Here is a 4,803-nt window from a genome sequence, read left to right on the forward strand (position 1 = left end):
CCCCAGCCCCGACCACCGCAGTCTGGCTCAGCAGATGACCGACAAATTGACCCCCCCGCCCGATGCCGACGCCCTCGACGCGGTATTCCAGGAGTTGACCACGGAGATTACCCGTTTACGCACCGAACAGGGCCAGTTCATCCTCTTTGCCGAGCGGTTAGACCAACAACAGGCCCGCCAACAGCTACTAGAAGAAGAAGTGACGCGCCTCAAAGCCATTAATCAAGGCGATAACCACCGTAAACAAACCACAGTCCGCGCCCTGTTACAGGAAGCCGGACTCGACCCCGACGCGCTGGAGTAAGCAAGATGCGTGATTCGGTCTGGACTTTTTTGCGTAAATACCGCTTGGCCCACCCTGGGGCCAGTCTCGAAGCCGAGCAGCAAGCCTGTGAAGCGGCGGATTATGTCTGCCCGCCCCGACTTTGTCTCCCGGCTCCCGCTGTGCGGTTTAGCTGCTATGACCCAGTGGCAGAAAGACTGAAGGACGGACGGACTTTGAGCTTAATGCAAGTCCGTGCCCTCATCTCGACCAATGTGGCCCTGCACCAAGATGAACGTTTTTACGACTTGATGGACGGGAGTTGGTACCTCCGGGGACAGCAATTGATCAATGACCAACTGTCTGAAACCTTGCAGGCGGACCCCAACCAACGGACTAACCTATCTGTTTATTTACAAGGGATAGAAAATGGTGTTTTTTGGAGCCTAGACCCCCGATTCCGGTGCGAGAACGACCAAGTAACGCTCTTGGTCAAGGTAGCAACCTCCGACCAGTTACAAATAGCCCAGGCTTGGTTAGCCGACCGGACTGAGGAACAATTTTTGACCCTCACGCAGGTGCCTCACCCTGCCCAGCAGTCCGCGCTTCAGACTGTCTTGCGTACAGATGAACGGTTTGTCCAAGTCCGGCCTGACCAGTGGTCCCCAGTGGCCCTCGTCCCCCAAGCTCCCGCCCTAGAAGAGTTTGAGGTCGTCAACCTAGATAATCCCACTGAAACTCAACTTATTGTCCCCTCCTTCCCAGACCCGCCTAGTGGACCCGCCCGCCACAATGCTCAATTCAGTTTGACGCTGGGGGTAGCTGAGTTACGGCTGGGTTATCTGGCAGTCCCCGGTCCTTGGCAGTCAGCCTTCCAAGACCGCCATTACCCCGTCACTTGGCAGACCCTGGACCAGACTTATCACCTGCACCTCTGGGCGGAGGGCGGGTTACTCTACGGCATTGAGCTACAGATCCGACTTTGGTGGGCGGGGACCGGTGCGGGATTGACGGTGCAGAAGCGGCGGACCGGGGAGGTCTTGATTACTGAAGAACTAGGGGTTGCCCCTGCCCCGCCCCTCTTCACCCCCGCCGAGTTACAGGGCGCCCAAGAGACGACGCTCTGGGAGGGCCTCACCGATGGTGTAGCCCGCACCGTCTTACAACTCGAAGCCCACTGGTCCAACCTCCAAGGCCGGGAGTTGACACTAGCTGAATACCGAGCCGTCCTGCTCAATCCCCATTGGGTCCGTAGTTCTAGCGGTTATGCTTGGCAGCCTGTGGCTTGGGACTTAACGCCTTGGTCAACGGCGGTCGCTCTCCCGGATTGGCTGGACCTAGAGGATGACCTAGCCCGCTTGCTGGCGGGTACTGACTTGACCCCGCAACCAAGGGTGGACCTCATCCTCAATGAGCTGGCCCTGGAAGAGATGGAGCTAGAACCCGGTGCTGAGCCCATACCCGACCTCGGGGAAATCTTTGCTCAGGTTGTTGCAGTGGCCCTAGTCGCCCACCCGGTTCTCGATTGGGCTGCATTGAGCGCACAGTTGTCCCGCCTGGAAAGCTGTACTCCGCCTTTGACACGCCGTCAACCCTGGCACACGTTACTTACCAATCTGCGGGCGTGGGTAGGGTTGGGGAAGATGGATATGGCCCTTGTGGAGTCGCTCTGGCGTGGAGACCAGCCCCATTTAACTAATATGGTCTCGGTGCAGGCGCGGACGGTGGCCTTTTTCAGGAGCCAATTGCCCCTAGCTCTCTTGCCGAGTCAAGGGGCCTTGAGTGATTTTCAGGAGTGTATCCGTACTCACTACGACTGCGCTGACCAAGACCCCAGTACTGCCCTCATCCACCTCATCCTCCCCGCCCTAGGCTACGAGAACCAAGCTGACCACTGGACTTGGCGCAATGCCATGGTTGATCCCGGCGGGCCGCTGTCTCTTACGTCGCGTTGAAGAAGGCATTACGGGGGAGCTGAGTTGATTTCAACAGAAGCGGGTATCCGTCGTGGGTACATCCTGCCAACGCGGGTTTCCGACAGCGCGGAGGGCTTCAGGTAAGTCTACGGTTCCTTTATAGAGAGCCTGACCAACGATAGCTCCGGTTACGCCCAAGGGTTCGAGGGCAAGCAAGCTCAATAGATCCGCTAGAGTCCCAATTCCTCCTGAGGCAATCACCGGACGATTGAGGCCCGTACTGACCCGACGCAGGGCTTCACGGTTGGGTCCAGCCAGCGTGCCATCTAGGGCGATATCAGTGTAGATAAATCCTCCTACCCCCCGGTCTTCGAGAGCTTGGGCAAGGGTGAGCGCGTCCGTCGTGGACTGGTTGAGCCATGCTTCCGTGGCAATTTTCCCGTCTCGGCAGTCGAGGGCCACCCAGACTTGACCCGGATAGCGTTCACAGGCTTGGGCGACTAAATCGGGTTCACGCAGAGCCAGGGTCCCCACTACGACCCGTTCCACCCCACCTTCGAGAAGTTGGGCAATCTGTGCCAGAGAGCGTATCCCGCCCCCCACTTGGACCGGACAGGCCACGGCTTGGGCAATTGCTTGGAGTAGGTCGTACTGCACCACCGTCCCCTCCCGTGCCCCGGTCAAGTCCACCAGATGAAGACGAGTTGCACCCAGCTCTACCCAATGCCGCGCCATCGCCAGCGGGTCCTCACCGACTACATCAAGGCGGGCGTAATCACCCTGGACGAGACGGACACAGCGGCCCGCCAGTAGATCAATCGCCGGGATGACTTCCATATGACTACCCTAAATCGTTTTGATTATGACAGGCGATATGATGCCGGATTAACACTTTGTACTAAAGTAAAGATATGTAAATGCCTGAGCGCATGGCCCGCACCTCGAAATCCCTCTTTCGCTTGAAAACCTACGACCTGTCGGTGATTATCCAGTACTACAACTGGCGGCCCTGGTTGCCCATTTTACGGTTTTTAGAGATTACCTTTAAATTTGCCGGATTTGCCTTCGGGTTGTGGCTGGACCGTAGCCGGGGCTATCCCCTAGCCCAGCGGCCCCGTCGGGCGGAGCAGTTGCGGCGGATTCTGACAGACCTAGGGCCGGGTACGATCAAAATTGGACAGGCCCTCTCGACCCGCCCGGACTTAGTGCCCCAGTATTACATGGACGAATTAACTAAGCTCCAAGACAACCTCCCGCCCTTTGCGAGTTCCCTTGCTTTACGTTTGGTTGAAGAACAGTTACGTGCGCCCCTGACCGCCTATTTCACTGAGTTTGACCCCAATCCCGTGGCGGCGGCGAGTCTGGGGCAGGTCCACCGGGCGCGGCTCTGCACGGGTGAATCCGTAGCCGTCAAGGTACAACGGCCCAATCTCGTTCGTAAACTCACCCTAGATCTCTATTTATTACGTCGGCTGGCGGTGTGGTTCGGGCCGCGTCTACCGCTCAATTTGGGCTTCAACCTGGACTTGATTGTGGATGAATTCGGCAGCAAGCTTTTTGAAGAGATTGACTATGTTAACGAGGGCCAGAACTGTGAACGGTTCGCCCGTAATTTTAAAGATGACCCGACGGTATTCGTCCCTAAAATCTACTGGCACGCTTCGGCGGATAAGGTCCTCACCCTCGAATGGATTGATGGGATCAAGCTCAACGATGTCAAACGGATTCAAGCCGCAGGGCTAGATGTTCAAAAACTAATCCGCGCTGGGGTCGAGTCAGGGCTCAAGCAACTCTTGGAATATGGTTTCTTCCATGCGGACCCCCATCCCGGCAATCTTTTCGCGCTCTCAGATGGACGGATTGCCTACATTGACTTCGGGATGATGGACCAACTGGAAGTTGAGAGTAAGGAATTCCTAGTGGATGCCTTGGTCCACCTCTTGAATCGGGATTATGAGCGGCTGAGCCAGGATTTCTTGAAGTTGGGCTTCTTGGCTCCCGATACCGATATCACCTTGATTGTCCCGGCCCTCGAAAAAGTCCTGGGCGATTTATTTGGGGCGAAGGTTTCCCAGGTCAATTTCAAACAGGTGACAGACCAATTCTCGAACCTCGTTTTTGAGTATCCCTTCCGGGTCCCGGCCCAGTTTGCCCTGATTATCCGCTCCCTGATTACTCAGGAAGGGGTCGCCCTCTCATTGGACCCGGACTTCCAGATCCTCAAAGTTGCCTACCCCTACGTCGCCCGTCGCCTGTTGACCGATGAATCGCCCCGGCTACGACAACGGCTCCTAGAAATTCTTTTCAAAGATAACCGCTTCCAGTGGCAACGCTTAGAAAACCTGATTGCGATGGCTGGAACCGGAACTAACCTTGACCTCGTGCCCACGGCCCGTCTCGGGGTCCGGTACCTGCTCTCAGAAGAGGGCAAATCCCTGCGCGAACGGCTGGCTCAAGCCCTAACCCAAGGGGACCGCCTCCACACCCGCGAGGTCTTTCACCTCTGGCAAGTCCTTGCCCCGCGCATTGAGACTCCCAAGCTAGCCCAGGATGTCCTACAAGAAGTCTGGAGCGTCACCCGCGAACGGTTGCGGTTGACCCCCGCCCGTTAGTCTCCGCCCCCAC

4 protein-coding genes are annotated in these 4,803 nt (G+C 57.2%); 3 read left to right on the top strand and 1 reads right to left on the bottom strand.

All coding sequences use genetic code 11. The annotated features are described in order from the left end of the window. The coding region (locus HFM78_RS08510) for a hypothetical protein (RefSeq protein WP_287129008.1) at nucleotides 1–304 on the top strand (304 nt) is incomplete at its 5' end. Between the two features lie 5 nt (nucleotides 305–309). Beyond that, entirely contained in the window at nucleotides 310–2,217 is a 1,908-nt protein-coding gene (locus HFM78_RS08515; RefSeq protein WP_287129009.1) for a hypothetical protein, read from the top strand. Nucleotides 2,218–2,247: 30 nt separating this feature from the next. Here the strand turns inward: HFM78_RS08515 and hisA are convergent, their stop codons facing one another. After that, entirely contained in the window at nucleotides 2,248–3,015 is a 768-nt protein-coding gene (gene hisA, locus HFM78_RS08520) for a 1-(5-phosphoribosyl)-5-[(5-phosphoribosylamino)methylideneamino]imidazole-4-carboxamide isomerase (RefSeq protein ID WP_287129010.1), read from the bottom strand. Between the two features lie 92 nt (nucleotides 3,016–3,107). Here hisA and HFM78_RS08525 point away from each other — a divergent pair, with 92 nt between their 5' ends. Further along, nucleotides 3,108–4,790 (top strand): AarF/ABC1/UbiB kinase family protein, encoded by a 1,683-nt coding sequence (locus HFM78_RS08525; RefSeq protein WP_287129011.1) that lies wholly within the window; start codon nucleotides 3,108–3,110, stop codon nucleotides 4,788–4,790. The last annotated feature ends 13 nt before the right edge of the window (nucleotides 4,791–4,803 follow it).

Source organism: Candidatus Cyanaurora vandensis (assembly GCF_013285555.1).
Taxonomy (GTDB): domain Bacteria; phylum Cyanobacteriota; class Cyanobacteriia; order Gloeobacterales; family Anthocerotibacteraceae; genus Cyanaurora; species Cyanaurora vandensis.

Bases quoted from the DNA above. Each gene is read 5' to 3' on its own strand.
- HFM78_RS08515 (WP_287129009.1), top strand. From the start codon at position 310: ATGCGTGATTCGGTCTGGACTTTTTTGCGTAAATACCGCTTGGCCCAC.
- hisA (WP_287129010.1), bottom strand. From the start codon at position 3,015: ATGGAAGTCATCCCGGCGATTGATCTACTGGCGGGCCGCTGTGTCCGT.
- HFM78_RS08525 (WP_287129011.1), top strand. From the start codon at position 3,108: ATGGCCCGCACCTCGAAATCCCTCTTTCGCTTGAAAACCTACGACCTG.